Below are 25,553 nucleotides of genomic sequence, written 5' to 3' on the forward strand. Positions count from 1 at the left end.
ACAGGGCGTTGAGAGAAACACTGTTTGTCCCAACTGATGGTCAAAGCCTTCGTTAGGTGATCGTAATACGCTACATTCCGTGGTTGTTTCAGCAATGGGCGAGCATATCGATGAAGTGTGTTGCTGCTGCCTAAACAACTTTGTTCTGTGAATGGAGCGCAGGGTGGCATCTTTCGCGCCCGATTGACCTGATTTGCAAGGTGAATGATCTGAATGGGCGTACTGATTGGCATATGCTGCCAGTATTTTGGGATATTGTGGCATAATTGGCAATAATTTTTCGAACCGCGGGCCTATGCTTTCCAAAAGAATTCAGGAGAGACACATGCGCAACCAGTCCAGCAGCTTTGCAACCCGAGCCATTCATCACGGTTATGATCCGATGGAGAACGAGGGGTCTTTGGTCCCACCGTTACACCTGACATCGACCTTTGTTTTTGAAACGGCCGAAGCTGGCGGGGAAATGTTTGCTGGTGATCGTGAAGGACACATCTACTCGCGTATTTCTAACCCGACTTGCGCTTTGCTCGAGGCTCGCATTGCCGAGCTGGAAGGCGCAGAAGCCGGGTTGGCGCTGGCATCCGGCATGGGTGCAATCACCTCGGCAATCTGGACACTGGTTGCCCCCGGTGACGAGGTTATTCTGGATAAGACCCTGTATGGCTGCACCTTCTCGTTCATGCAGCATGGTTTGGCGAAGTTCGGGGTTACTGTAACCCATGTCGATCTGACCAACCCGGAAAATCTGCGCGCTGCGATGAGTGACAAGACTAAGGTTGTCTATTTCGAGACACCCGCCAACCCGAACATGCGTTTGGTAGATATCCGTGCAATTTCCGAGATTGCTCACCAAGGCGACGCCAAGGTGATTGTCGATAACACCTATGCAACACCTTATCTGACCCGCCCGATTGAGCTGGGCGCGGATTTGGCCCTGCACTCGGCCACCAAATACCTGGGCGGCCATGGCGACGTTGTTGCAGGCCTGCTGGTCGGCAGTGCCGAGCTGGTCTCGGAAATTCGCTTGTACGGTATGAAGGACATGACTGGCGCAGTGATGGCGCCGTTCAACGCGATGTTGATCCTGCGTGGTTTGAAAACCCTTGAGCTGCGGATGGATCGTCATTGCTCCAGTGCCCGGACCATTGCGGAAATGCTGGAAATGGCCCCAGGGGTTCAAAAAGTATGGTACCCAGGGCTTGAGAGTTTTGAACAGCATGATTTGGCTAAACGTCAGATGGCGCAGTTTGGTGGCATGATCGCTTTTGAACTAGAAGGCGGGCTGGATGCTGGCCGTGCCATGATGAACAAGCTGGAACTGATCACCCGCGCAGTGTCGCTGGGCGATGCGGAAACACTGATCCAGCACCCGGCCAGCATGACCCATTCCACCTATACCCCTGAAGAGCGAGCCGAGCATGGCATCAGCGAAGGCTTGGTGCGTTTGTCTGTTGGTTTGGAAGGTGTCGATGACATCCTTGCTGATTTGCGTCAGGCCTTGCCACAAACACCAATGTCCAAAGCGGCCTAAGCAGAACTAAAGGGGGGAGAGGCATGTCCGATCAAAACGCACATCTGAAAACCATCGAACAGCGGCTGCTGTGGCTGTCGCATTGGATGGTCCATAACGCCAACCATATCCGTCCTAAAGAGGACGGGATCAAGATTGGTGGGCATCAGGCGTCATCGGCGTCGATCGTGTCGATCATGACCGCACTGTATTTCTCGGCGCTGCGGCCCGAGGATCGGGTTGCGGTTAAACCGCATGCCTCTCCGATCTTTCACGCGATCCAGTACTTGATGGGCAACCAGACCCGCGAAAAAATGGAGAATTTTCGCAGTTTTGGTGGTGTTCAAAGTTACCCATCGCGGACCAAGGATATCGACGATGTGGATTTTTCCACCGGGTCGGTTGGGCTTGGTGTTGCAATCACCTCATTTGCGTCGATTGTGCAGGACTACATTCAGGCCAAGTCCTGGGGAAAAGAACAGGCTCTAGGCCGGATGGTTGCCTTGGTGGGTGACGCTGAACTGGACGAAGGCAACATATATGAAGCTCTGCAAGAGGGCTGGAAAAACGATCTGCGCAATTGCTGGTGGATTATCGACTATAACCGCCAGTCGCTGGACGGTGTGGTGCGAGAAGGCTTGTTCAAGCGGATTGAACAGATCTTTGACGCCTTTGGCTGGGACGTTGTGCGGGTGAAATACGGTGCGTTGCAACGCGCGGCCTTTGCCGAACCCGGTGGCGAGGCGTTGCGGGACTGGATCGACAATTGCCCGAACCAGGAATACTCGGCGCTGACCTTTATGGGCGGCGCAGTCTGGCGCAAACGCCTGCTGGATGATCTGGGCGATCAGGGTGACGTCACAGCGCTGATCGAGCGTCGTTCAGACGAACAGCTGGCTGCGCTGATGGAAAACCTCGGCGGCAACTGCGTCGACACCATGGCCGAGACCTTTGCCGCCATCGACCACGACCGCCCAACCTGTTTCCTGGCCTATACGGTCAAGGGCTGGGGCACGCCGATTGCAGGTCACAAGGACAACCACGGTGGTCTGATGAACAAAACCCAGATGGCTGCTTGGCAGTCCCATATGGGTGTGTCCGAAGGGCAAGAGTGGGAGCCCTTTGCCACCGTTGATGACCCGGCCGCGCTGCAAGGCTTCCTTGATCAGGCACCTTTCTTTGCCAAGGGCCGCCGCCGATATAATGATGATGTTTTACCGGTTCCGCCCGTATCGATTAGTGCCGAGCGAGACATCTCGACCCAGGCTGCATTTGGTAAGGTTCTGGATGACCTGTCCAAAGGCGATTCCGAACTGGCACAGCGTATTGTGACAACGTCACCCGATGTGACGGGCACCACGAACCTTGGCGCATGGGTCAATCGGCGCAAGCTGTTTGCGCGCAAAGCACAGGCCGACGCCTTTATCGATAACCGGATACCGTCAACAGCCAAATGGGAGTTTACCCCCAGCGGCCAACATATCGAACTAGGCATCGCCGAGATGAACCTGTTCTTGCTGTTGGGCGCAGCTGGACTGTCGCACAGCCTGTTCGGCAAGCGGTTGATCCCAATTGGCACGGTCTATGACCCCTTTGTCTGCCGTGGCTTGGATGCGTTGAACTATGCCTGTTATCAGGATGCGCGCTTCATGATCGTTGGCACCCCGTCTGGCGTGACACTTGCCCCCGAGGGCGGTGCGCACCAGTCGATTGGCACGCCACTGATCGGTATGAGCCAGGATGGGCTGGCAGCTTTTGAACCCGCCTTTGCGGATGAGCTGGCGGTGATCATGGAATGGGCGTTCGACTATCTTCAGCGAGACGGTGAGGGCGACCCTTGCGAGCGCACATGGCTGCGGGATGAAACCGGTGGGTCTGTGTACCTGCGCCTGTCTACCAACCCGGTCGAGCAGCCCGGCCAACGTGTTGATGATGACTTCCGACAGGGGGCCATTGACGGCGCATATTGGTTGCGTAAGCCTGGGCCAAACTGCGAGGCAGTGATCGCCTATCAGGGGGCAGTTGCGCCTGAGGCAATCAAGGCTGCGGGAATTGTTGGTGAGGGCCGCCGTGACATTGGTGTTCTGGCCGTGACATCGGCGGATCGCTTGAACGCTGGCTGGACCGCAGCGCAACGTGCGCGGTCAAACGGAAACCCGGCGGCAGAGTCCCATGTGGAAACCCTGCTCAAGGACCTGCCGCGTCATTGCAAGATCGTCACCGTGATCGACGGCCATCCGGCTACCCTGTCTTGGTTGGGCGGCGTTCATGGGCATCAAACGGTGTCTCATGGCGTTGAACACTTTGGTCAGACCGGGACGATTGGCGATCTCTACCGTCATTTCCGTATTGATGCGCAATCGCTGGTTCGCTCGGTTAGCGAGCTGATAGATGGTCGGAAAATACCCTATATTGCAGCGGCGTCTTGATCGCGATCAAAGTAGCTTAAGCGGCGCGGGGCTATCTGTTGGTCAGGATATGATCAACAGATAGGAGAGGCCAATGTTGCGCCTTGCGATGATACTTTATTCCCTGATTGCCACCAGCCTGGCCGGCATGGGCGTAATCGCGGTTTTGGTGGTTGGGCTTGTTTCAGTACCGGCCATATTTGGGGCTGCAGCAGTGGGCGCAATGCTGGCCCTTCCAGTGTCTTGGCTGGTTGCGCGTCAGATCGTAAACGCCTGAGCATAGTCAGGTCATGGCAAATGAAAAAGGGCGGGGATAATACTCCGCCCCATTGTCGTTCAGGAATGCCCAAGTTTAGGCGTTCAGGAAAATTCGCGCGGTGTCTTCAAAGGCGCGGGGCTTTTCGGCGTGAAGCCAGTGACCGGCATCCGGGATCTTGGCAAAACGAGCCTGCGGGAAACGGGCGCGGATGACGTCGCGATGCTCGGGCAAGACGTAGTCAGAATTTGCCCCAGACAGGAACAGCACCGAGCCAGGCCATGAGGCCTCAGTCTGCGGGAAAGACATGATGTTGGGCATCTGGTCTGCCAGTGTGTCCAGGTTCAGCCGCCAGCGTTTGTTGGGGATGTCGAGCGACTGGGTAAAGAAGCTCTGCAAAGCAGGTTCCACACCAGCTGCAGCCAGTTGCTGTTCCGCCTCGGGGCGGCGTTGCAAGTTGGCCAGATCGACGCTGCGCATAGCTTTGATAAACTGGATCTGACTGTGCGAATAAGCAACTGGTGCGATGTCAGCAACCAGCAGACGGTTTACGCGGTCGGGGTGGTTTAACGCCAGCATCATCGCTGCCTTGCCGCCCATCGAATGACCGATCACGTCCACTGGTCCGCCCTGCGCATCAATCACATCGGCCAGATCCTGTGCCAGCTCAGGGTAGGTATGGCTCGCCTCCCAAGCGCTGTGGCCGTGGTTGCGCATGTCGACGGCGATAACCTGTCGCTCGTTTGAAAGACGCTTGGCAATGACGCCCCAGTTGCGTGCAGAACCATAAAGGCCGTGCGCAATCAATAGGGCGGGTTTGTCGGTGGCTGTGCCATGAGTGATCGTGTTTAACATGCCCCTTTGATAACGACGCTGATGCCGCGCTGCCAGCCCCAATAGGGTGTATTGAGCCCTGCCACAGCAAGGGGTAGTGTGGCGCAGGTTTCACACAGGAGAGTGCCAGAATGGCCCAGACGATCGCCGAAGACATTGCCGAAGTTCGTGAACTGCTGAAAGCGCGTGAACATGCCGGTGGCGATCTGGTTGTGGCGTTAAAAAAAGCCCGTCGCAGGCTGCCGCGACGGGTGTTCAATCAAGGCATGCTGTTGGCCAAGGCTGTTCCTTTGATGGACCACCCCAAGCTAAGATTGACCCTGGATGAAACTGCTCTCCACAAAGCCGCGCGTGAAGTCCGGGACTATCTGAAATCGATCGACCTGGCGGATCGTCGCAAAGGGCGGGTTCTGGACATCCTGGGCAGCATAGCGTTTTCGATCCTTGCGGTCATTGTGCTGTTGCTGGTTGTTCTGCGCTGGCGCGGATTGATCTGATCCTATCTTTTCTTCTGCGACTGGCAAAGTTAACTTGAACCAAGTTCAAGACATGGGGAAGACATGACCACCAAAGCCCAGCAGCGCCGAGCAGATCTGCGTGAAAAACTGGTAGAAGCCGCCGAACAAAGAATAGATCGCGATGGCGCGGCTGCATTGCGGGCCCGTGATCTTGCCAAAGATGCTGGCTGCGCAGTGGGCGCAATTTACACCGCCTATGACGATCTCAATGCGTTGATCATGGCGGTGAACGGGCGGACGTTCAAAAAACTGGGGCAGGTGGTTGCCAGTTCGGTTGATGGGGCAGGGAAGGCGCCTGCGAACCACCGTCTGATATTGATGAGCAACGCCTACCTGGGCTTTGCTTCGGAGAACACCAACCTGTGGCGGGCGTTGTTTGATTTGCAGATGCGCGCAGATGATCAGGTGCCAGACTGGTATTTACAGGCGTTGAAAGCTCTGTTTTCCCACATTGCACGTCCGGTTTCTGAACTGTTCCCAGATCACAGCCACAAGGAATTGGACTTGATGGTGCGGGCGCTGTTCTCTTCGGTGCATGGGATCGTGCTGTTGGGGCTTGAGCAACGGATCTCGGCTGTACCGCTTGCGCAGGTTGAAGTGATGATTGCTCAGCTGCTGAATCAGATAGGCCAGAATAAAATTTGAACGCCGTTCATTTTTGCACTTGAACGCCGTTCAAGGATTCGCTATAGCTATTTTCATGAACGATGTTCACTGAATTGGAGGGCGAAATGTTTGGTACTTTGAGAACTTTATTTGTTGGTGCAAATGCCCGCGCCGAAGAGCAGTTGCGTGATACATTCTCGATTGAATTGATTGATCAGAAAATCCGAGAGTCAGAGGGGAGCCTGAAAGCTGCCAAGCTGACATTGGCCAGCTTGATCCAGCGCCAGCGTGCTGAAATTCGCCAGATCGAAACACTAGAGGCGCGCGTCGCGGATCTACTGTCGCGGGCCAAAGAGGCGCTGGACGGTGACCGCGAAGACCTGGCCCAAACCGCCGCCCAGGCCGTTGCCGAGATGGAAAACGAACTGACCGTACGCCGCCAGACATTGAAGCGATTGGAACGCCGGATCATGCAGCTGCGCCAATCGGTAGAAACTGCAAACCGTCGTATCGTGGATCTGAAGCAGGGCGCAATGTCGGCCCGTGCGACCAAGCGAGAGCAGAATATACAACGTAAGCTGAACAAACATCTGGGAGGAGACAGCCCAATGGAAGAAGCCGAAGCCTTGATTGCTCGGGTGATGGATCAGGATGATCCGTTCGAGCAGGGCGAAATTCTGCGAGAGATAGATGGTGATCTTGGTCACGCCACAATCGCCGAAGATCTGGCAGATGCTGGATTTGGCAAGCGTAGCGGCAGTTCGGCTGCCAGTGTGTTGGATCGCCTTAAGGCCGAAAAGTAACCCTAGCACAACCATAAATCAGTCACAGTTTCGGGCTATCAGAGGCCCATATTTTAGGAAGTGGAACAGAAAATGTATAATGAAAATAGCGATAATAAACTGATCATCATGCTGAACGGCGCCGGCGTTGCCCTGGCCTATGGATTGCTTGCAATCTCTCTGTGGTTGTCGACCGAGGTGCCATTGGCGACAAAAGGGTATTGGGCCATGGGTGTGCTGTTGCTGACCATCAGCCTGATCAATGTGGTGAAGTACCGTTTTGACCACCGCTCCAGCTCGGACCGTATCAGCCGTATCGAGGAGGCACGCAATGAAAAGCTTCTGGAAGAGGCACTGAGCGATCCCAAGTCCCAGATCTGATTGAATTGAACTCTACCAAAACGCCCGAGACATGTCTCGGGCGTTTTGTGTTGAAAATCGACAACCTGTCGTAAGGTGAAACTAAACGCGGGCTTTGGTCAGCTTGGTATCGTGTAAAGGCTTGACCGATAGGGCATCTCGCAACACCACGGTCACAGTGACAAAACTCACAAATAGCAGCAGATACCACGATCCCATTTTGACAAAGCTGACCATTTGGTGACTGTCTTGACCAGCATAAATCCAGGTCTTGGTTCTGGTGCCCACATTCTCGGCGACCCACAGAAAAAAGCTGGAAAAGAACGCCGCCAGTGGCAGAGGCATCCAGTAGCTGCTGTTGCCAATGTGAAACCAGATTCGGGTTCGGGCAAACAGAATGACCGTGGCCGCAAACAGTGCCAGCCGGATGTCGGGCAGATAGTGGTGGGCAAAGAAATTTCCGTAGATCGCTACTGCAAGAACCACCGTGATCCAGAATGGCGGGTAGGGGGCAAATCGCATGTCAAACAATCGGATCACCCGTGCCATGTAAGACCCAACTGCCGCATACATGAACCCCGAGAAAAGCGGAACACCCCAAAGCTTTAGCAGGCCATCGCCGGGATAGCCCCAGCTGCCCATATTGACCTTGAAAACCTCCATCACCGTACCCGTGATATGGAACAGCAGGATCACCCGTGCCTCACGCCAGCTTTCCATGCCTGTGGTCAGAAACAAGACCTGCAATGCCAGGGCGTAGGCGAGTAGGGCGTCATAGCGGGCAAGGGGCCAATCCGTCTGCCAGATCTGACTGCTGAAGATCATGCCGATCAACAACAGCATACCAAATAGCGCAGCCCACCCCTGTTTTAGGGTGAACATGACAAATTCACTGAGGGCGCGTGGCAATCTGGCCCGCATCCAGTCGCCAAGGCGGCGCTCAAGCTGGCGGGTGGAATTGGCTTGAGAGGTCATTGACGCAAAAACGCAGGCGGCACGTGATCGCAAAGCCAGACACCATTTTCAGACAACAGGAAGCTGTGACCCTGGGCATGCATCTTCGCCGCCTCGACAAGAAGTACGACTGGTTTGCCGTGTCGCATACCAACCTGGCGGGCTGTATCGGGATCGGGTGAAAGATGCACGTGGTGTCGGGATTGCCGGGTCAGGCCTTCGGTGCGGATGGCTGTTAGATTGGTCTCAGCGGTGCCATGAAACAAAACGTCCGGCGGTCGGCAGGCTGGCAAGCCCAGATCAATCGGAATGGAGTGCCCTTGATTGGCGCGGATCTTTTGACCATCGGTGGAAATGGCGAACCGTTGCTTGGCATTGGTTTGCACGACTTCCTCTATCTGTTCGCGCGACACGGGCTGTTCAGAATTGGCAATGATCTCATCGATGGAAACCCACCCCTGTTGGTCCATTGTTAATTGCAGGGTTTCTGGCTTGTGGCGAAGCAGATAACTTAGAAATTTGCTGCGGGCTTTTAATTCATTCTTATCCATGAGGGGCACTTAACCAGCGGATCGCATTGCGGTCCAGTACCGAGTGGGGCCGCTCCCGCCAGTTTTACCAGTCTACGACAGGCAGAACTGTTGGGCCGGGCGCCGCGCTGGGGCGCGGCGCGGCGCGGCTGCGAAACTCGGAGAACACAGCCCGCAGGGTTGCTGGGCCCAAGGCCTTTGGTCTGGCATCTTTGATGCCGGACCAGGGCGCGGGAGCATTTGGGCGCGAAAAAACCGCCGCAGCCAAGGGCCATGGCGGTTTCGATGTTTTTAATTCCGACGTTTACAGGTTCGGATACAGCGGGAACTTGGCGCAGAGATCAGCGACTTTGGCGCGCACTCCTGCTTCAACCTCGGCATTGCCTTCTTCGCCGTTGGCGGCCAGACCGTCGACAACTTCGACAATCAGATCGGCGATCTGGCGGAACTCATCCTCACCAAAGCCACGGGTGGTACCCGCCGGGGTGCCCAGACGCAGGCCTGAAGTGACCATTGGCTTTTCCGGGTCAAACGGGATGCCGTTTTTGTTGGTGGTGATGTACGCGCGGCCCAGGGCCTTGTCAGCAATGTTGCCGGTTACGCCTTTGGGGCGCAGGTCAACCAGCATGACGTGGGTGTCGGTGCCACCGGTGACGATGTCCAGACCACCTTTGATCAGCTGATCAGCAAGGGCCACGGCATTTGCGCGCACTTGCTTTTGGTACGTTTTGAATTCTGGTTGCAACGCCTCACCAAAGGCCACGGCCTTGGCCGCGATGACGTGCATCAGTGGGCCGCCCTGGATGCCGGGGAAGATTGCCGAGTTCAGTTTCTTGGCAATTTCAGCATCGTTGGTCAGGATCATGCCGCCACGTGGACCACGCAGGGTTTTGTGGGTTGTGGTAGTTGCGACATGGGCGTGTGGGAAAGGCGAGGGGTGCTCACCCGCAGCAACCAGACCTGCGATATGTGCCATGTCGACCAGCAGATAGGCGCCAACCATGTCTGCAATCTCGCGGAAACGAGCAAAGTCGATCTGGCGCGGAATAGCGGAACCACCAGCGATGATCATCTTGGGCTGGTGCTCCTTGGCCTGTGCTTCGACCTGGTCATAATCGATCAGGTTGTCATCACGACGCACGCCATAGGATACTGCGTTGAACCATTTGCCCGATTGGTTGGGGCGTGCACCGTGGGTCAGGTGACCACCCGAGGCCAGATCCATGCCAAGGATGGTGTCGCCGGGCTTGATCAGAGCCTGGAAAGTGCCCTGGTTGGCTTGGCTGCCAGAGTTCGGCTGAACGTTGACAAATTCACAGCCAAACAGCTGTTTGGCGCGATCAATGGCCAAATCTTCAACCACATCAACATGTTGGCAGCCGCCATAATAGCGGCGACCTGGGTAACCTTCGGCGTATTTGTTGGTCAGAACAGTGCCCTGTGCCTGCATCACCGCTGCGGAAACGATGTTCTCGCTGGCGATCAGTTCAATCTCGTCGCGCTGGCGGGTCAGCTCGTCTGTGATCGATGCAAAAATGTCAGGGTCGCGTTCGGCGAGCGACTGGGTGAAAAAACCGGGGTCACGGGAGGATTGGGACATGAGGGCACCGTTTTTGTTAGACTGGATTTGGCGATTTCCTATAGGAAACTTTGCAGGTCGGAAAGCCTGTAAAGCGACGAATCCCTGCGTCAGAGCGGCAAGTCTGGCTATCTGGGGAAAGGTGTGATTGTTTCGGAACCAATTGCGCAACACCGGAAACTGTTTTTGTGGATATGAGAATCACCTTTTTAGCCAGTCAGGTACCTGTCGCTCAGAATGCGCTTGATGTTCTGACGGCCCGTTACGGCAACGTTGATCCTGATCAAGCTGATGTGATCGTAGCCTTGGGCGGCGATGGGTTCATGCTTCATACCCTGCATGCCACCGTCGACTTACCGGCCCCGGTATATGGTATGAACCGCGGAACAATTGGCTTTCTGATGAACGTCTACGATGAAAACGGGTTGATCGAGCGGTTGCATGCGGCTGAAGAGGAAATCATCAACCCACTTTCCATGCGTGCGATGGACCGTAAGGGCGTTTTGCATCAGGCGCTGGCCATCAACGAAGTGTCTTTGCTGCGCGCCGGTCCTCAGGCGGCCAAGCTGAAAATTTCAGTAGATGGGCGCGAGCGATTGGACGAGTTGGTTTGTGATGGGGCGCTGGTTGCAACACCAGCCGGGTCAACTGCGTATAACTACTCTGCACATGGTCCGATTGTCCCTATTGGCTCGGATGTGCTTGCTCTGACACCGGTTGCTGCCTTTCGACCACGGCGTTGGCGTGGCGCATTGTTGCCCAGCAATGCCAGTGTACGATTCGATGTTTTGGATGCCGAAAAACGCCCTGTAAATGCAGATGCGGACTCTATTTCTAAGTCTATTGCTAATATAGACTGGGTGGAGATCAGCACCGAAACCAATGTGCAGCATAAAATTCTGTTCGACCCCGGCCACGGGTTGGAAGAGCGGCTAATCTCCGAGCAGTTTTCCTAAGAAGTGAGGTTCACGGAAACGTGAATATAGCATCGGCGACATGGTTCACTTTAGCCCTACCTCAAACTGGCTGGAAGCAGCACCGACCTCTTTGTCTAGGTTGGTTTGTTGTGAACGAGTATGTTTGGTAGAAAAGCGTTGGGCGTGAGGCTTTGAACTCACGCCCGCGCATTTTGCTGTGCCCGCAAAACTTGCTGCTTTTGTCTCAAGAGGTTGCGTGTTCCATCCGCTTCCACAACAGATCACACATGCGCCCCACCCGTGCTTCGATTGCGGCGCAGGCGTCCACAGCCAGGTCTTCGCGCCAGCGCTGCGCGACAATCTGAACATTGATTGGTTGCGGTCCTTGCGGCAAGTTGGCCAGTCTTGACGGAACGCAGGCAGCCGGAAGGCCGATATAGTTCATTGCATAGGAATAAACCGCACAGCCCAGCACCTCGTGCACGCCTTCGGCGCCTTCGGTGTCGCGGTTTGGTCTGAAAAACGGCTGTGGTAAAAACGGAGTCAGCACCAGCGGGTACTGTTCTAGGAACAAAGACCATTCGCGCGCATAAAATGTCCGCTTGGCCATCATCTGCAAAAGTTCATTTTCCAGAAATGGCGGGAATTCCTGAAAATAGACCGAAAAAATATCTCGCACGGTCTGAGACCCTGCGGCGTCAACGTCTTTCTTCATCAGCGACCAGACCTCACCCATCAGGGCGCGATAGCCGGCGCGGCCTGCATCAAACACATTGGGCGGCTCCACCTCTTCTACGACGTATCCCGCATCAATCAATGCATCGCGGGCCGTGTCCAGTGCGGCCTCGACTTCAGGGTGTAGATCATACCCAAAGGTGTTCTTGGTAAAGGCAACCTTGATCGGCCCCTCCATCGGAGCGCCGCGCCAGGGCAGGGGGACATGAAACGGATCGCGTGGGTCACGCGCGATCATGGTTGGCATCGACAGATGGAGATCTGCAGCGCAACGGGTCAGCAAACCCTGCACCGACATGGATTGCGCCAGCATGCCCCGTTCAGCAGATTGACTGGGGTTATAAGCGGGCACGCGTCCTAACCCCGGCTTTACAGTCACCGCGCCGTTGGCCGCCGCGGGGAAACGTAAACTTCCGCCAATATCGTTCCCATGCGCCAGAGCACCAATACCGGCCATGACCGAGGCCCCAGCTCCTCCGGAGGAGCCACCGGGGGAGATATGTCGCCCCCAGGGGTTATGGGTGCGGCCATGCAGTGGATTGTCGGTATCCGCGCGAAACGAGAACTCAGGCGTATTGGTGCGCCCGATTACAACGGCCCCGGCTTTTTGCAGGTTTTCGACGATGGGTGCGTCAGCGGAGGCGATCAGATCCTTGAGCGCCGCCACCCCGTTTGATGTCGCATGTCCTGCTTGGTCGACGTTGATCTTAATGGTCACAGGTACGCCGTGCAGTGGTCCAGAAGGCGTGCCAGATGAGCGCGCCTTATCCAAGTTCCTTGCCCGTTCTAAGGCCTCGTCGCTTAGGTCTTCGACCACGGCGTTTAGGGCAGGGTTAACCGCATTCATACGATCGATCGAGGCGGCGATGCTGTCCTCTGCGCTCAGATCACCAGCGCGGGTGCGGGTGGCAATTTCGCTGGCGCTAAGACGCCAAATGTCGTTGCTTGTCATATCACTAATCTCCTGAGCTGCAGGTTAGGCTGGTGTCGGAGAGTTGCAAGCGAATCCGGGCTGTTGAGTAAAGTGACGGAGTGTTCCCTTGCCAATAGAGCGATTTCAGGTCTCTATTCGAAATATTCACATTTGAGATATGACATATGACCAGAACTGCATTCTTCAGCCTTTTCCTTATTGCTCTTTCCAGTGCCACCTTTGCGCAGGGAGAGTTCGTACCGATTGAACAGGTTTTAGGGGAAACCACCTCTAAGCCCTACGAGTGTGGTCAGTACGACCGAAAGAGCAAAACCTGTACATCAATCGCGAAAATGGAGATTTCAAACGGATTTCTAGTCAACGATTCACAGTTCAATCTGGGGACTGCGCCGGTCATCCGTTTTAATGCAAACGCGCGTTATGAGATAAGAAATGGCTGGATCTGCGGCGATCAAGAGAAGGCACAACTGACCGCGACAGGAACGCGTGCACAGCATGAATTGGATGCGGCAACACAATTTGTGCGCAAGGAATACTTGAATATGGGTCAGGTTTGCGTCGGTTACTTCAAACTAGGTAGATCGCGGTTTGAAGTTCGATTTCATGACGCGGCTGGGAAAGTGCTGCCCAACCGAACGACAGAGGTCCGGTTCTTTGCTCAGCCACCAAAGTTACGTCCTTAACGGCTTGGGCGGCGCCTGAGACGCCGCCCGCTTTTTCACGTTGCGTAGCCAATTGTTTGGAGCGCTGTCTTGATTTCATCCAGGATTGCCGGATCATCAATGGTTGCGGGCATCTTGTATTCGGTACCATCAGCAATGCTCACCATGGTGCCACGCAGGATTTTGCCTGACCGCGTCTTTGGCAGGCGATCTACAACAACGGCCAGTTTGAATGCAGCGACCGGGCCGATCTTTTCACGCACCAGCTTGACCACTTCGGCAACCACCTCGTCGTTGTCCCGGGTTGTATTGGCGTTCAGGCACAGGAAGCCCACCGGCATTTGACCTTTGAGCTGGTCGGTTACGCCGATCACGGCACATTCGGCAACGTCCGGGTGTCCGGCCAGTACCTCTTCCATGCCACCGGTAGACAGCCGGTGGCCAGCGACGTTGATGACGTCATCGGTGCGCGCCATGATATAAAGATAGCCGTCGTCGTCCTTCATCCCGGCATCGCCAGTCTCATAGTAGCCGGGAAAGGCGTTAAGATAGCTGGATTGGAAGCGCTCGGGCGCGTTCCAAAGGGTCGGGAGGGTCCCCGGAGGCAGCGGCAATTTGATTGCAATAGCCCCCAACTCTCCATTGGCGACAGGGTGGCCGCCTTCATCCAGGATCTCGACCTCGTAACCGGGCATTGGAACCGCGGGCGAGCCAAGTTTGGTGGGCAGTTCCTCGACCCCCAGCGGGTTGGCGGCAATCGACCAGCCGGTTTCTGTTTGCCACCAATGATCCACCACCGGCACACCAAGGTGTTCTTGGGCCCAAAGGATTGTATCCGGATCGGCACGTTCACCGGCTAAATAGACCTGGCCCAGGTTCGATAGGTCGTATTTCTTTACAAACTCTCCGGTTGGATCCTCACGTTTGACAGCCCGGAACGCGGTTGGCGCGGTGAAGAAACTCTTAACCTTATGTTCGGAGATCACCCGCCAGAAAGTGCCCGCATCTGGGGTGCCGATGGGTTTGCCCTCGAACACAATTGTGGTGTTGCCCGCAATCAATGGCGCATAGCAGATGTAGCTGTGGCCCACGACCCAGCCCACATCTGACGCAGCCCAGAACACATCGCCGGGATCAACGTTATAGATGCTCTTCATGGTCCAGTTCAGCGCGACCAGTTGGCCAGCTGTATGACGGATCACGCCCTTGGGCTGCCCGGTGGTGCCGGATGTATAGAGGATATAGGCCGGGTGGTTGCCCTCAACTGGGACACAGTCGGCAGGTTCAACGCCGTACTGGAACCCATGCCAGTTGACGTCGCGGCCTTCGACCAGCAGCGCAACATCTTGCTCGCGCTGAAAAATTACACAAAAGTCCGGCTTATGCTCGGCCAGATCAATGGCTCCATCCAACAAGGGCTTGTAATGCACCACGCGGTTTGGTTCTAACCCGCAAGACGCGGCAATGATCGCCTTGGGTTTGGCGTCGTCAATGCGAATGGCCAGCTCGTTGGCAGCAAAGCCGCCAAACACCACCGAGTGGATGGCGCCAATTCGGGCGCAGGCTAGCATGGCCTCTAGGGCTTCGGGGATCATCGGCATGTAAATGATGACACGATCCCCTTTTTCCACGCCTTTGGCCCGCAACGCCCCAGCCAGGCTGGCAACCCGGTTGCGCAGCTCAACATAGGAAATCTCGCGTTTGGTCTGGGTAATCGGGCTATCGTAGATAATCGCCGTCTGCTCGCCACGGCCGTTCTCGACGTGGCGGTCAACGGCATTGTAACAGGTGTTCACCTTGGCATCGGCAAACCATTCGTAGTGGGGAGCGTCATCGCCAAACAGGGCTTTGCTTGGAGGCTGGTCCCAGCTTATGGATTCGGCAGCCTGCATCCAGAACCCCTCGGGGTCGGTTTTCCAGCCTTCATAGAGCTCTTTGTATGACATGGGGTGCTCCTCCTAACACGTTGCAATGAGTTAGAAGTAAGTTGCACATCCGAGCAAGGGATCAGCGCCAAACAGCGTCAGATTATCGCGATTTATTTGCAGTTTGCCTGGGGGAGTGGCTGCAAATTTTTGCAAACACCTAAGGTTCGCAGAGTTTTACAGTTCAGAGTGGAGGTTTTGCAAATCTGCTAACCTGCCGATGCAAAGGGGTAACGAATCTTTGCACCCCGCCAAGAGTCGGCGGAGCACAGTTTTTAGACCGGCCTGTTAGCCGTAATGCGTCACCGGGGTACCAGCGATGGCAGCCATATTCAGCAAGCCGCGGGCGGTGATCGATGGGGAGACAATATGGGCGCGGTTGCCCATGCCCATCAGGATTGGACCAACCTCAAGACCATCTGCACGCATTTTCAGGATGTTGCGCACGCCGCTTGCCGCGTCAGCATGGGCAAAAATCAGCACATTGGCTGCGCCTTCCATACGTGAGTTGGGGAAAATCCGCGTGCGCAGGTCGGCATCCAGCGCGGTGTCAATGTTCATCTCACCTTCGTAGACAAAATCGCGCTGTTTCCCATCCAGTATTTCTATTGCCGCGCGCAAGCGGGCACCGGTATCGCAGCTTGTGTTGCCAAACTGTGATTGTGAGCAAAGCGCGATCTTAGGCTCGATGCCAAAACGGCGCACGTGACGTGCCGCACCAATTACAGATTGGGCAATTTGCTCTGGTGTCGGCTCAATCCGGACATGGGTGTCGGCAATGAACAGTGGGCCGTCTTCGAGGATCATCATCGACAGGGCGCCGTGGGGTTCATAGCTGTTGCCGCTCAGCATCTGGTTCACATAGTTCAGGTGCCAACGGTACTCGCCAAATGTCCCACAGATCAGGCTGTCGGCCTCGCCACGATGCACCATGATGCCGCCAATGGCGGTGGTGTTGGTGCGCATGACTGCCTTGGCAATATCAGGGGTCACGCCCTGACGCTGCAGCAGGCGGTGATAGCTGTTCCAGTAGTCGTAATACCGTGGATCGTTCTCGGGGTTGACGATTTGAAAATCGTTGCCGGGGCGGATATCCAGGCCCAGCTTTTCACAACGTGCGTCGATAACCTCGGGGCGGCCAATCAGGATTGGGGTTTCTGTGGTTTCCTCCAAAATCGCCTGGGCAGCGCGCAATACCCGCTCGTCCTCACCCTCGGCAAAGACAATCCGGCGTGACGCCACGCGGGCCGCGTCAAATACCGGCCGCATGAGGAGGGCAGATTTGAACACCGACTGGTTCAGCTTTTGCTGATAGGCATCCATGTCATCAATTTGTCGGGTGGCAGTGCCGGTTTCCATTGCAGCCTTGGCCACGGCTGAAGACACCACAGCGACCAAACGCGGGTCAAACGGCTTGGGGATCAGGTAGTCGGCGCCAAACGTCAGCTGTTCACCTTTATAGGCTGCGGCTGCCTCGGCCGATGTAGTGGCGCGGGCCAGTTCGGCAATACCTTCGACACAGGCAATCTGCATGGCGTCGTTGATTTCGGTGGCGCCAACATCCAGAGCACCGCGGAAAATGAACGGAAAGCACAGGACGTTGTTGACCTGGTTCGGGAAGTCGCTGCGGCCGGTGGCGATGATCGCGTCCGGTTTCACTTTGCGCGCTTCGTCCGGCATGATTTCTGGCGTGGGGTTGGCCAGGGCAAAAATGATTGGGCGTTCACCCATCTTGGCAACCATCTCTGGCTTCAAGACATTGGGACCAGACAGGCCGAGGAACAGGTCGGCATCGTCAATGACATCGTCCAGAGTGCGTTTGTCTGATGCTTGGGCAAACGCAGCTTTTTGCGGGTTCATATCCTCGGTCCGGCCCTCATAGACCAACCCGTGAATGTCACACAGCCAGATGTTCTCGCGTTTAACGCCTAGTTTCAGCAGCATGTTCAGGCAGGCAATGCCCGCAGCGCCACCACCTGTGGAAACGATCTTGATGTCCTCAAAGGATTTTCCGGCCACATGCAATGCGTTCCTGGCAGCCGCCCCAACCACAATGGCAGTGCCGTGCTGGTCGTCGTGGAACACCGGGATGTTCATCCGCTCGCGACACAGTTTTTCAACGATGAAACAATCTGGGGCTTTGATGTCTTCTAGATTGATGGCGCCAAAGGTTGGTTCTAGCGCGCAGACGATATCCGCCAGTTTTTCCGGGTCGCTTTCATTCACTTCGATATCAAAGCAGTCGATGCCGGCAAAGTTCTTGAACAGTACAGCCTTGCCTTCCATCACCGGTTTTGAGGCCAGCGCGCCAATATTACCCAGCCCAAGAACAGCGGATCCGTTGGTGACAACAGCTACAAGATTGCCACGCGTTGTATAGCGGGCAGCGTTTGCAGCGTCCGCTTTGATCTCAAGGCAAGCCTCGGCAACACCGGGAGAGTAGGCGCGCGCCAGGTCACGACCATTGGCCATTGGCTTGGTGGCACGGATCTCAAGCTTACCGGGCTGTGGATGCTCGTGATAATGAAGCGCCGCTTGACGCAGGTTCTGAGTGTCGGACATAGGGCGCTCCAAAAGATGTAGTTTAGTGTTAAACTAATTTGTACGTCTGGGAAACAGCGGATTTTAGCACCACAATATGGGATGGCTTCTTGAAATGTGAACACAAACTTTGCAGTATCAAACTTGATTGTTTTATGTTTGAAATATTTAGGGGTGAAGGATGACTGATACGATTGCCGAAATGCGTTTGCCAACGGATGAGCTGCGCAAGGATATTCCCTTTTATACCAAGGTTCTGGGGATGCGGATGGATATGATATATCCGGCTGACGATCCAAGTGTTGCCGTTTTCTCGGGTCACGGGTTACGGCTGCGTATTGAACGAGGGGCCCCAGAAGCGCCGGGTACATTGAGGGTTTTGACCGAAGATCCTGACGGTTTTGCCAATGGGCAGCGGACACTGACCGCGCCAAATGGGACAAAAATCGAAATCGTAGAGCGCCATCCGCCGATGGTGATGCCTGAAACGGTGCATTCATTTGTGGTGCGTCGACTCAAGGATCAGGCGCCCTGGATCATCGGGCGTGCCGGGATGCACTATCGCGACTTGGTTCCAGATCGGCTGGGAGGTTCAATCATTGCCAGCCACATCCGCATTCCAGATGGCGGACCGGTGCCGGATATGGTGCATTTCCACCGTGTTGGTTTTCAGTTGATCTTCTGCATCCACGGTTGGGTTGACGTGGTGTACGAGGATCAGGGCGAGAAGATGCGCCTGACCGCTGGCGATTGCTTTATCCAGCCTCCTGAAATTCGTCATCGGGTGCTCGAGGCCAGCGATAATGTGCAGGTGATCGAGATCGGCGTGCCGGCCGAACATATCACTGAGATTGATCACGATATGACGCTGCCAACTCCACATCTGCGCCCTGACCGGGAGTGGCAGGGGCAGCGGTTTGTTTACAACAAGGCCGAAGGTGCCGACTGGGTTCCCTTCCGGTTGCCGGGTTATATCTGCCGCGATACCTCGATTGCCGAAAACACAAAGGGCGTGGCTGGGGTGCAAGTGGTTCACCGTGGCGAAGGCGAGCCGCAATGGGCAACGCATGATACCGATATCCACTTTACCTTTGTGATGGGCGGAACGGTCACTCTTGAAGGAGAAGGGAGAGAGTCATACCCGCTAGAGCAGGGCGATGCCTTTGTCATCCCACCGGGAATGAAGACCCGTCTTAGCGATCCTTCGGATGATGTTGAACTGCTTGAAGTGACTTTGCCAGGGACATTCAACACAGCAGTTGGCTAATGACTGTTGATCCGCAACGAAGAAACAGCCTGCTTATGCGGGCTGTTTTTCCATGAGAACAGGCGTTTTTTGGCTGAGGGCTTTAAATCCCCATTGATGTTACCGTAAGCTGCGGCATTCTGACCAGATGATCAAAAATCGGGGAATCGCCATGAGCCTGAAAACCGCCGCCACCGCAGTACGTGAAAACGCCCATGCGCCTTACTCTAATTTTAAAGTGGGCGCGGCGATCCGGTCTGCTTCGGGGGAGACCTATGTTGGCTGCAATGTCGAAAACGTCGCTTATCCAGAAGGCACCTGTGCCGAGGCCGGGGCTATCGCGGCTATGGTTGCTGCAGGTGAAACCAAATTGGCCGAGGTCTTTGTCATTGCCGATTGCCCATCACCAATCCCACCATGTGGAGGGTGCCGCCAAAAGCTGGCCGAATTTGGGGCAGGGGACGTGACCGTAACGCTGGCGACAACAGATGGCGCAGAGCAGGTCACGACAATTGGTGATCTGTTGCCCGGCAAGTTCGATGCTGGCCACATGGAGCGGAGCTAAGCCAATGGACGCGCGCGCCATTATTGCGACATTGCGTCGAGGCGAAACGCCAACCGAAGAACAATTGCGTTGGTTCGCCCAAGGTTTGGCAGATGAGAGCGTCAGTGATGCTCAGGCCGGTGCTTTTGCCATGGCTGTGTGTTTGCGTGGGCTTGGGGCCGAAGGCCGACGGGCTCTGACCCTGGCCATGCGAGACAGTGGCGATGTGCTGGCTTGGGATCTGGACGGCCCGGTGCTGGACAAACACTCGACCGGGGGCGTCGGCGACTGCGTATCGCTTTTGCTGGCACCCGCCTTGGCTGAATGTGGTGCCTATGTGCCGATGATTTCGGGGCGTGGGCTGGGCCATACCGGTGGAACTCTGGACAAAATGGAGGCGATCCCGGGGGTGACGACACAGGTCCCGCAGGAGCGTCTGGAGCAGATCATGCGGGACGCTGGCTGTGCCATTGTCAGTGCAACAGCTCAAATTGCTCCTGCTGACAAACGGCTCTATGCCATCCGAGATGTGACATCGACTGTTGAAAGCCTCGATCTGATCACCGCGTCGATCCTGTCGAAAAAGCTTGCGGCCAGCCCGGACGGATTGGTGCTAGACGTCAAAGTGGGCTCAGGCGCTTTTATGAAAACCGTTGAGGAGGCCCGGACACTGGCCCAAGCGCTCAGCGAGACCGCCAATGCCGCTGGCTGTCGAACCACGGCAGTGATCACAGATATGAACCAACCGCTGGCCCCTGCATTGGGCAACGCGCTGGAAGTGGCCGAGGTCATGAAGGTGCTGACAGGCAAAGCGCATGGCCCTCTGGCTGAGATTACGGCAGCTCTGGGTGGGGTTTTACTGGCAGATGCCGGTCTTGCCAAAGATGAACAGGATGGGGCGACCCGCATTTCCGATATGTTGTCTGGCGGGCAGGTGGCTGAACGCTTTGGGCGCATGATCGCCGCTGTTGGTGGGCCATTGGGTTTTGTCGACAACTGGCAGCGTTTCCTGCCCGAGGCCACAGTGATCCGAGAGGTTCAGGCCAAAGAAACAGGTTACATCACCGCGATAGATGGCGAGGCTTTGGGGCTGGCAGTTGTTCGGCTTGGTGGGGGGCGGATGGTTGAAAGCGATCAAGTCAACCCGTCTGTTGGACTGGCGGGGTTGGTCCAACTTGGGCAAAAAGTTGAAAAAGGTCAGCAGATTGCGGTTGTCCATGCCGCGCGCGAGGACGCGGCCAATTTGGCTGAAACCACGGTTCACTCGGCGATTTCAATTTCGTCCAAGGCTCAGCCCGTGCCTGACTTGATTCACGAAAGGATCTCCTGATGCCGCGCGCGTTTTTGGTGGTGATGGATTCCGTCGGCATTGGCGGTGCTCCAGACGCCGACAGTTTCTACAATGGTGACCTGCCAGACCTTGGGGCCAACACATTGGGGCACATCGCCCAAGCCTGCGCCGAGGGGCGGGCCGAGGAGGGGCGTAGTGGTCCGCTGGCCTTGCCTAATCTAGAGCGTCTGGGGCTGGGTGCCGCGATGCGCTTGGCCTCTTCGGTGCCTGTGCCGGGGCTGGATGCTGAGCCCGAGGGGCGCTGGGGATGTGCTGCGGAAATAAGCCGGGGCAAGGATACGCCATCAGGCCATTGGGAGCTGGCAGGCCTGCCGGTGCCCTGGGATTGGTGCTTTTTCCCGGACACGGTGCCGTCCTTTCCATCTGACCTAAGCCAATATGTGGCCGAGGCGGCAGGTGTGGACGGTGTTCTGGGTGACTGCCACGCACCGGGCACTGCCATTATTGAACGACTTGGCGAAGAGCACATGAACACGGGTAAGCCGATTGTCTATACTTCGGCCGACAGCGTGATGCAGATTGCCGCCCACGAAGAGAGCTTTGGGTTGGATCGTCTGATTGATTTGTGTGAGGCGGTTGCGCCACGTCTCCACGAGATGAAGGTTGGCAGGGTGATTGCGCGCCCCTTTATCGGCAATGCTCAGGATGGGTTTACCCGCACCACCAACCGTCGGGATTTTGCCATTAAGCCTCCGGCTCCGATCCTGACCAACTGGGTGCAAAACGCCGGTGGTGCTGTTCACGCAATCGGTAAAATCGGTGACATCTTTTCCATGCAGGGTATTGATACCCTTGAAAAAGGTGCGGATGCCAAGTTGATGAGTGATCTGGCTGAGCGGATGCAGGATGCCAAAGATGGCAGCCTGACCTTTGCCAACTTTGTCGAGTTCGACAGCGTTTGCGGTCACCGCCGCGATATTTCTGGATATGCGCGCGCGCTCGAATGGTTTGACGGTGAAATTGGAAAAATACTTAGCATGCTGAAAGAAGGCGACATGTTGTTGCTGACAGCTGATCACGGCAATGACCCAAGCTGGCCGGGAACCGACCATACCCGTGAACAGGTGCCGGTGTTGATTGCTGGCCTTGGTACTGGATCGATTGGTCCTATCGCCTTTGCCGACGTCGCGGCCAGCGTTGCAGAGCATCTGGGTGTTGTGTCAGAAGGCCCGGGAAGGAGTTTCTTATGACTGTAGCTGATCTGCCGAAAATCGAATTGCACCTGCATCACGAGGGCGCTGCCCCTCCGAAATTCATTCGTCAGCTGGCGCATGAGAAAAAAATGGATCTGAGCGGAATTTTCCGCCCGGACGGAAGTTATGACTTCCGCGATTTCGCTCACTTCCTATCGGTATATGAAGCCGCAAGTGAGGTTCTGACCGGCCCAGAAGAATTTCGCCGTTTGACCCTCGCTATTCTTGAGGAAAGTGCTGCAAACGGAGTGGTTTACACCGAAAGCTTCATTAGCCCGGATTTCTGCGGTGGCGGTGATATGGTGGCGTGGAAGGATTATCTGGCTGCAATCCAAGATGCGGCTGAAGAAGCTGAAACCAAGTTTGGCATCACATTGCGAGGGGTCGTGACTTGTGTGCGCCATTTTGGCGCTGAGACTGCCAAAAAAGCCGCACGTTGCGCATCGCATACTGCGGGCGACTGGGTTGTTGGCTTCGGCATGGGGGGCAACGAGGGCATGTATACGCAGGGCGATTTTGCCTGGAGTTTTGATTGCGCGCGCGAGGCAGGCTTGCGTTTGACCACGCACGCCGGTGAATTTGGTGGCCCCGAAAGTGTTCGTGACGCGGTGCGTGTTCTGGGCGTTGAACGAATTGGCCACGGTGTGCGTTGCATTGAAGATGCCGACCTGGTGCACGAGCTAGTAGATCGCGGCACAGTGCTCGAGGTTTGCCCAGGCTCTAACGTGGTATTGGGACTGTTCCCCAATTTTGCCTCGCATCCAATTGCCAAGCTGCGCAATGTAGGCGTTCCTGTCACCGTTTCAACTGACGATCCGCCGTTTTTCCACACAACCATGCGCCGCGAGTATGAGATGCTGAACCAGGCCTTTGGCTGGGGCGCTGATGACTTTGCAGCAATAAATGAAACTGCGCTGTCGGCGGCATTTTGTGACGACACCACCCGAGACCGGGTGAAGAAAAGACTGGAGAGCTAAATGAGTGAACATCTGACCGTTGTTGACCACCCACTGGTGCAACACAAATTGACCCTGATGCGGGACAAAGGCACCTCGACCGCTGGTTTTCGGCGCTTGCTGCACGAGATCACGCAGCTACTGGCCTACGAGATCACCCGTGAGATGCCGCTGACCACCACCACCATCGAGACCCCGATGGAGGATATGGAGGCACCGATCCTTGCCGGTAAGAAGCTGGCGTTGGTATCGATCCTGCGTGCAGGTAACGGGATGCTGGACGGTGTGCTTGAGCTGATCCCCTCCGCCCGTGTTGGTTTTGTCGGTCTTTATCGTGACGAGGAAACGCTGCAGCCGGTTCAATATTATTTTAAGGTGCCCAAAGGGCTGGAAGATCGTTTGGTTATCGCAGTGGATCCGATGTTGGCGACTGGAAACAGTTCAGCCGCGGCCATTGATCTGCTGAAAGAAGCAGGGGCGACCAACATCCGCTTCCTGTGTTTGCTGGCTGCTCCCGAAGGCGTTGCCCGGATGAAAGAAGCTCATCCGGATGTCCCAATTGTGACCGCTTCTCTGGACCGTGAGTTGAACGAAAAAGGCTATATTATGCCAGGTTTGGGGGACGCTGGCGACCGTATGTTCGGAACCCAATAGAAACCTGGTCTTCTGGTTGAAAAATTATGGGGCGATTGCGCAACTATTTGCGTGATTGCCACATTATTGTCCACAAACCGTGCTTGCCACTGATTCGATTTTCAGGCATCTTCAATCCATATTTTGTGGGGCGCAGATATGAAAATCACTAGAGTTATTGCCATGAGCATAGTCGTAGGGGCGATTGGCGTACCTGGGGCGCAGGCCCAGTCAAAGCCACCGGCGGAATATCCGCCTGCCTCTTATACGGGTAAACAATACGTCGACAGCAAGGGCTGTGTTTATATCCGCGCTGGGGTAGACGGCAATGTAAACTGGGTTCCACGTGTGAGCCGGTCTCGCAAACAGCTATGTGGCTATAAGCCAACTGCTGTCGCAGGTGCGACCAGTGCCCCAAGCCAAAGTGCTGCACCCGAGCTGATCACCATCCCCACCGCGCAACAGCCTGCTGCAACAACACCAACTCCGGCAAAACCGGCCGCTTCGGTGGCCAGCTCTACGCCACCTGCAACGCCAGCACCAACCAAACCTCAGCGACCTTCGACAACTTCAACCCAAACCAGCGCCGCTCCGGCTGCGGTTCCTATTAAGGTCACACCAACGCCTCCAAAACCGGCCCAGCATCCTGTCGCAACGGCTCCGGTCCCCCGAGCTCCCGCGCCAGCAGTTTCGGACGACTGTGCCGGTGTGTCCGAGATTAGTCGACAGTATATGAACGACGGCGCGCGCTGTGGTCCACAAGCCGTGTCGCCAGTGACCTACGGCAATGGGTCTGGAATTAGCCCACAATCCTCGTTGCGCCTGACACCCAATACGCGGGTTGTGCCCACTCATGTTTATCAGGATCGACGCCATAGTCAGGGGCTATCAGCACCTGCGGGGTATCGCACGGTCTGGACCGATGACCGCCTGAACCTTCAACGTGCCGAGCGAACTTTGAAACCTGCGGTGATTACAGGTCGCGTAGAGGTGCCAGCGGGCTATGTACTGGCTACACGGGACGATAATCGTCTGAATACCCAGCGTGCGTTGCGAACAGCCCAAGGTGATGCGCAGACAGATTTGATCTGGACGCGTACTGTGCCTCGTGAATTGGTGCCACTGCCTGTTGATCGGCCCGTTGTCACTTTGCCTTCGGAAGTGGCACAAGGCCCGGCAGAAGCAGACGAGGGGCTGGTCCTGCGCCTTTCAACACGATCTGCACCGGATGCCCCACAGCCCAGTGCTGCGGTTTCCACGCGCCGCTATGTCCGCGCGGGCACCTATGCTGATCCCACCGTTGCGCAGGCCGCAGCACAGGGGCTCGCTGCCCAAGGGCTTCCGGTAAGGCTTGGCAGTGTCACACGTAGGGGCCAAGTTTATAAGGTTGTCCTAGCCGGACCGTATAATGCAGATTCTGCAGCGCAGACTGCGCTGGTCCAGGTGCGGGATGCAGGTTTTTCAGGTGCGCGACTTAGCAAGTAGTTCATGCACAATTCTCTGCGCACAAATAGTGCAGGGGGGGATGTGTTGGCTGAGCCATTGGTCCCAAAGCCCAGCTGATTTGCAAAGAGTGCCG

General features: G+C 56.0%; 23 protein-coding genes. 16 read left to right on the forward strand and 7 right to left on the reverse strand.

All coding sequences use genetic code 11. From position 1 onward, the window contains the following. Positions 1 to 325: 325 nt before the first annotated feature. From AC2T28_RS14675 to AC2T28_RS14685, 3 genes are all read left to right on the forward strand, one after another. On the forward strand, positions 326 to 1,531 hold the full coding sequence (locus AC2T28_RS14675) for a methionine gamma-lyase (RefSeq protein WP_486748735.1): 1,206 nt from the start codon (positions 326 to 328) through the stop codon (positions 1,529 to 1,531). Positions 1,532 to 1,554: 23 nt separating this feature from the next. Further along, positions 1,555 to 3,939, forward strand: a complete 2,385-nt coding sequence (locus AC2T28_RS14680) for a 1-deoxy-D-xylulose-5-phosphate synthase N-terminal domain-containing protein (protein WP_486748734.1) — start codon at positions 1,555 to 1,557, stop codon at positions 3,937 to 3,939. 73 nt (positions 3,940 to 4,012) lie between these two features. Beyond that, the gene (locus AC2T28_RS14685; protein WP_486748733.1) at positions 4,013 to 4,195 is read left to right on the forward strand and encodes a hypothetical protein; all 183 of its coding nucleotides are present in this window, start codon (positions 4,013 to 4,015) and stop codon (positions 4,193 to 4,195) included. Positions 4,196 to 4,270: 75 nt separating this feature from the next. On the opposite strand, the gene AC2T28_RS14690 is transcribed toward AC2T28_RS14685, so the two are convergent. Next, positions 4,271 to 5,029, reverse strand: a complete 759-nt coding sequence (locus tag AC2T28_RS14690; protein ID WP_486748732.1) for an alpha/beta fold hydrolase — start codon at positions 5,027 to 5,029, stop codon at positions 4,271 to 4,273. Between the two features lie 110 nt (positions 5,030 to 5,139). Between AC2T28_RS14690 and AC2T28_RS14695 the strand changes: the two genes are divergently transcribed. The 4 genes from AC2T28_RS14695 (at position 5,140) to AC2T28_RS14710 (ending at position 7,295) form a co-directional block, all read left to right on the forward strand. Continuing rightward, positions 5,140 to 5,505 (forward strand): hypothetical protein, encoded by a 366-nt coding sequence (locus tag AC2T28_RS14695; RefSeq protein ID WP_486748731.1) that lies wholly within the window; start codon positions 5,140 to 5,142, stop codon positions 5,503 to 5,505. A gap of 63 nt (positions 5,506 to 5,568) precedes the next feature. Further along, entirely contained in the window at positions 5,569 to 6,171 is a 603-nt protein-coding gene (locus AC2T28_RS14700) for a TetR/AcrR family transcriptional regulator (protein WP_486748730.1), read from the forward strand. An 86-nt stretch (positions 6,172 to 6,257) separates the two neighbouring features. Beyond that, complete coding sequence (locus AC2T28_RS14705) at positions 6,258 to 6,935, forward strand: PspA/IM30 family protein (protein WP_486748729.1); 678 nt, start codon at positions 6,258 to 6,260, stop codon at positions 6,933 to 6,935. Between the two features lie 72 nt (positions 6,936 to 7,007). Further along, positions 7,008 to 7,295, forward strand: a complete 288-nt coding sequence (locus AC2T28_RS14710; RefSeq protein WP_486748728.1) for a YiaA/YiaB family inner membrane protein — start codon at positions 7,008 to 7,010, stop codon at positions 7,293 to 7,295. A gap of 81 nt (positions 7,296 to 7,376) precedes the next feature. Here the strand turns inward: AC2T28_RS14710 and AC2T28_RS14715 are convergent, their stop codons facing one another. The 3 genes from AC2T28_RS14715 to glyA form a co-directional block, all read right to left on the reverse strand. Further along, complete coding sequence (locus AC2T28_RS14715) at positions 7,377 to 8,249, reverse strand: DUF817 domain-containing protein (RefSeq protein ID WP_486748727.1); 873 nt, start codon at positions 8,247 to 8,249, stop codon at positions 7,377 to 7,379. Continuing rightward, positions 8,246 to 8,779 carry an RNA 2'-phosphotransferase gene (locus AC2T28_RS14720; RefSeq protein ID WP_486748726.1) on the reverse strand — a complete coding sequence of 178 codons (534 nt, stop codon included), beginning with the start codon at positions 8,777 to 8,779 and terminating at the stop codon, positions 8,246 to 8,248. Before AC2T28_RS14720 ends, AC2T28_RS14715 begins: the two co-directional genes overlap by 4 nt. Positions 8,780 to 9,062: 283 nt before the next feature. Continuing rightward, the gene (gene glyA / locus AC2T28_RS14725) at positions 9,063 to 10,358 is read right to left on the reverse strand and encodes a serine hydroxymethyltransferase (protein ID WP_486748725.1); all 1,296 of its coding nucleotides are present in this window, start codon (positions 10,356 to 10,358) and stop codon (positions 9,063 to 9,065) included. Positions 10,359 to 10,531: 173 nt separating this feature from the next. On the opposite strand from glyA, the gene AC2T28_RS14730 reads away from it, so the two are divergent. Further along, entirely contained in the window at positions 10,532 to 11,293 is a 762-nt protein-coding gene (locus AC2T28_RS14730; RefSeq protein WP_486748724.1) for an NAD kinase, read from the forward strand. Positions 11,294 to 11,498: 205 nt separating this feature from the next. Here the strand turns inward: AC2T28_RS14730 and AC2T28_RS14735 are convergent, their stop codons facing one another. Beyond that, a complete protein-coding gene (locus AC2T28_RS14735) occupies positions 11,499 to 12,941 on the reverse strand; it encodes an amidase family protein (RefSeq protein ID WP_486748723.1) in 1,443 nt (480 codons plus the stop codon). A gap of 146 nt (positions 12,942 to 13,087) precedes the next feature. Between AC2T28_RS14735 and AC2T28_RS14740 the strand changes: the two genes are divergently transcribed. Next, entirely contained in the window at positions 13,088 to 13,606 is a 519-nt protein-coding gene (locus AC2T28_RS14740; protein ID WP_486748722.1) for a hypothetical protein, read from the forward strand. A gap of 35 nt (positions 13,607 to 13,641) precedes the next feature. Here the strand turns inward: AC2T28_RS14740 and prpE are convergent, their stop codons facing one another. Continuing rightward, the gene (gene prpE, locus AC2T28_RS14745) at positions 13,642 to 15,531 is read right to left on the reverse strand and encodes a propionate-CoA ligase PrpE (protein ID WP_486748721.1); all 1,890 of its coding nucleotides are present in this window, start codon (positions 15,529 to 15,531) and stop codon (positions 13,642 to 13,644) included. Between the two features lie 267 nt (positions 15,532 to 15,798). Further along, on the reverse strand, positions 15,799 to 18,072 hold the full coding sequence (locus AC2T28_RS14750) for an NADP-dependent malic enzyme (protein ID WP_486748720.1): 2,274 nt from the start codon (positions 18,070 to 18,072) through the stop codon (positions 15,799 to 15,801). 160 nt (positions 18,073 to 18,232) lie between these two features. On the opposite strand from AC2T28_RS14750, the gene AC2T28_RS14755 reads away from it, so the two are divergent. From AC2T28_RS14755 to AC2T28_RS14785, 7 genes are all read left to right on the forward strand, one after another. Then, positions 18,233 to 19,318: a cupin domain-containing protein gene (locus AC2T28_RS14755; RefSeq protein ID WP_486748719.1), complete on the forward strand. Its 1,086-nt coding sequence runs from the start codon at positions 18,233 to 18,235 to the stop codon at positions 19,316 to 19,318. Positions 19,319 to 19,445: 127 nt separating this feature from the next. Beyond that, positions 19,446 to 19,862, forward strand: coding sequence for a cytidine deaminase (locus AC2T28_RS14760; RefSeq protein WP_486748718.1), 417 nt, complete (start codon positions 19,446 to 19,448; stop codon positions 19,860 to 19,862). Between the two features lie 4 nt (positions 19,863 to 19,866). Further along, entirely contained in the window at positions 19,867 to 21,171 is a 1,305-nt protein-coding gene (locus AC2T28_RS14765; protein WP_486748717.1) for a thymidine phosphorylase, read from the forward strand. After that, the gene (locus AC2T28_RS14770) at positions 21,171 to 22,382 is read left to right on the forward strand and encodes a phosphopentomutase (RefSeq protein ID WP_486748716.1); all 1,212 of its coding nucleotides are present in this window, start codon (positions 21,171 to 21,173) and stop codon (positions 22,380 to 22,382) included. The genes AC2T28_RS14765 and AC2T28_RS14770 overlap by 1 nt, the downstream gene beginning before the upstream one ends. Next, on the forward strand, positions 22,379 to 23,362 hold the full coding sequence (locus tag AC2T28_RS14775) for an adenosine deaminase (protein WP_486748715.1): 984 nt from the start codon (positions 22,379 to 22,381) through the stop codon (positions 23,360 to 23,362). Before AC2T28_RS14770 ends, AC2T28_RS14775 begins: the two co-directional genes overlap by 4 nt. After that, positions 23,363 to 23,995, forward strand: a complete 633-nt coding sequence (gene upp, locus AC2T28_RS14780; protein WP_486748714.1) for a uracil phosphoribosyltransferase — start codon at positions 23,363 to 23,365, stop codon at positions 23,993 to 23,995. 138 nt (positions 23,996 to 24,133) lie between these two features. Next, on the forward strand, positions 24,134 to 25,459 hold the full coding sequence (locus AC2T28_RS14785) for an SPOR domain-containing protein (RefSeq protein WP_486748713.1): 1,326 nt from the start codon (positions 24,134 to 24,136) through the stop codon (positions 25,457 to 25,459). Positions 25,460 to 25,553: the final 94 nt, after the last annotated feature.

This window comes from Parasedimentitalea nitratireducens, assembly GCF_057444295.1.

Bases quoted from the DNA above. Each gene is read 5' to 3' on its own strand.
- AC2T28_RS14775 (WP_486748715.1), top strand. From the start codon at position 22,379: ATGACTGTAGCTGATCTGCCGAAAATCGAATTGCACCTGCATCACGAG.
- AC2T28_RS14735 (WP_486748723.1), bottom strand. From the start codon at position 12,941: ATGACAAGCAACGACATTTGGCGTCTTAGCGCCAGCGAAATTGCCACC.
- AC2T28_RS14720 (WP_486748726.1), bottom strand. From the start codon at position 8,779: ATGGATAAGAATGAATTAAAAGCCCGCAGCAAATTTCTAAGTTATCTG.
- AC2T28_RS14680 (WP_486748734.1), top strand. From the start codon at position 1,555: ATGTCCGATCAAAACGCACATCTGAAAACCATCGAACAGCGGCTGCTG.
- AC2T28_RS14770 (WP_486748716.1), top strand. From the start codon at position 21,171: ATGCCGCGCGCGTTTTTGGTGGTGATGGATTCCGTCGGCATTGGCGGT.
- prpE (WP_486748721.1), bottom strand. From the start codon at position 15,531: ATGTCATACAAAGAGCTCTATGAAGGCTGGAAAACCGACCCCGAGGGG.
- AC2T28_RS14700 (WP_486748730.1), top strand. From the start codon at position 5,569: ATGACCACCAAAGCCCAGCAGCGCCGAGCAGATCTGCGTGAAAAACTG.
- AC2T28_RS14785 (WP_486748713.1), top strand. From the start codon at position 24,134: ATGAAAATCACTAGAGTTATTGCCATGAGCATAGTCGTAGGGGCGATT.
- AC2T28_RS14715 (WP_486748727.1), bottom strand. From the start codon at position 8,249: ATGACCTCTCAAGCCAATTCCACCCGCCAGCTTGAGCGCCGCCTTGGC.
- AC2T28_RS14730 (WP_486748724.1), top strand. From the start codon at position 10,532: ATGAGAATCACCTTTTTAGCCAGTCAGGTACCTGTCGCTCAGAATGCG.
- AC2T28_RS14750 (WP_486748720.1), bottom strand. From the start codon at position 18,072: ATGTCCGACACTCAGAACCTGCGTCAAGCGGCGCTTCATTATCACGAG.
- glyA (WP_486748725.1), bottom strand. From the start codon at position 10,358: ATGTCCCAATCCTCCCGTGACCCCGGTTTTTTCACCCAGTCGCTCGCC.
- AC2T28_RS14710 (WP_486748728.1), top strand. From the start codon at position 7,008: ATGTATAATGAAAATAGCGATAATAAACTGATCATCATGCTGAACGGC.
- AC2T28_RS14760 (WP_486748718.1), top strand. From the start codon at position 19,446: ATGATCAAAAATCGGGGAATCGCCATGAGCCTGAAAACCGCCGCCACC.
- AC2T28_RS14705 (WP_486748729.1), top strand. From the start codon at position 6,258: ATGTTTGGTACTTTGAGAACTTTATTTGTTGGTGCAAATGCCCGCGCC.
- AC2T28_RS14695 (WP_486748731.1), top strand. From the start codon at position 5,140: ATGGCCCAGACGATCGCCGAAGACATTGCCGAAGTTCGTGAACTGCTG.
- AC2T28_RS14740 (WP_486748722.1), top strand. From the start codon at position 13,088: ATGACCAGAACTGCATTCTTCAGCCTTTTCCTTATTGCTCTTTCCAGT.
- AC2T28_RS14755 (WP_486748719.1), top strand. From the start codon at position 18,233: ATGACTGATACGATTGCCGAAATGCGTTTGCCAACGGATGAGCTGCGC.
- AC2T28_RS14685 (WP_486748733.1), top strand. From the start codon at position 4,013: ATGTTGCGCCTTGCGATGATACTTTATTCCCTGATTGCCACCAGCCTG.
- AC2T28_RS14690 (WP_486748732.1), bottom strand. From the start codon at position 5,029: ATGTTAAACACGATCACTCATGGCACAGCCACCGACAAACCCGCCCTA.
- upp (WP_486748714.1), top strand. From the start codon at position 23,363: ATGAGTGAACATCTGACCGTTGTTGACCACCCACTGGTGCAACACAAA.
- AC2T28_RS14765 (WP_486748717.1), top strand. From the start codon at position 19,867: ATGGACGCGCGCGCCATTATTGCGACATTGCGTCGAGGCGAAACGCCA.
- AC2T28_RS14675 (WP_486748735.1), top strand. From the start codon at position 326: ATGCGCAACCAGTCCAGCAGCTTTGCAACCCGAGCCATTCATCACGGT.